Here is a 1,077-nt window from a genome sequence, read left to right on the forward strand (position 1 = left end):
TCAGATACAAATTGTAACGAAAACGAATACAAAAGCACAAAAATAGAGAAACTATTTATTTTTTGTTATAGTCAAAGCGAATGATTTGCTCCTTTGCATCTACATAGGCGTGAACTCCGAAGGGGACAATTGCTCTTGGAGTTGCGTGGCCGACATTCAAATTATAGACAATCGGGATATTGCTATCAATGATATCCAATAGTGCCTCTTTATAGTCGTCATAGAAAGTTTCATCCATAGGTTTTCCGACCAAGAGTCCACTGATTACCTCGAATATACCATTGTCCTTTAAAGTCCGTAACATCTTTTTGAAGTCTTCCGGCTCAGGCTTTTCTTCGCTTGTTTCTAGCAGGAGGATTTTTCCTTCCCAGTCTGACAAGTCAGGGAAAAGTTTGTATTTTTGGCAGAGCTCCGTGCTGTCTGCGTATCGAGAGTTGTCAAAGATATCGTAGAGAGATTCGAGGCAACCACCGAGGATTTCCCCTTCGAATTGGGCATTTCCTTGCAACAAGTCAAAACCAGTGTTTGCATGACTGATACGAGGTGTTCCCAGAGCCTTGGGACTAAAATCAGTTCGTTCCTCATACCAAACATTGCTAGGGCGTATTTCTGAGATTCTTCCTGTCTCAATCAATTCTTTAAAGTAGTGAAGGCTATAGGCTAGCATTTCTTTTTCTAATTCACAAATGTCTGCTAGGAAGGATTGACCATAAAAAGTTTTGATTCCTAGTTTATGCAACATGAGATGGTTCATGGTTGTATCCGAGAAGCCAAGAAAAATTTTTTGTTTGATAACCTTTTGTAGTTGGTCATTTTCAAAAAGATAAGGTAGTAAGCGATAGGTATCGTCTCCACCGATGGCGCATAGGATCATGTCGATGCTATCATCAGAAAAGGCATGAATCAAATCCTCTGCACGAGCTTCAGGATGGTCCTTGATAAAGTCTAATCCTTTTAGCGAATGAGGCAAAAAGGTAGGATTGAGTCCCAGGTTCTTGAGACGTTGGACACCCAAGTCCACTTCGTGTTTGACAAAGTCCTCTCCGATAATGCCACTAGATAAACTAACAACACCAA

1 protein-coding gene is annotated in these 1,077 nt (G+C 40.7%); it reads right to left on the minus strand.

Annotation, left to right across the window (positions count from 1 at the left end):
- Positions 1-55 precede the first annotated feature (55 nt).
- On the minus strand, positions 56-1,077 hold a 1,022-nt coding region (locus PAN06_RS14325; RefSeq protein WP_269796667.1), incomplete at its 5' end, for a S66 peptidase family protein.

This window comes from Streptococcus sp. SM3 (assembly GCF_027497875.1).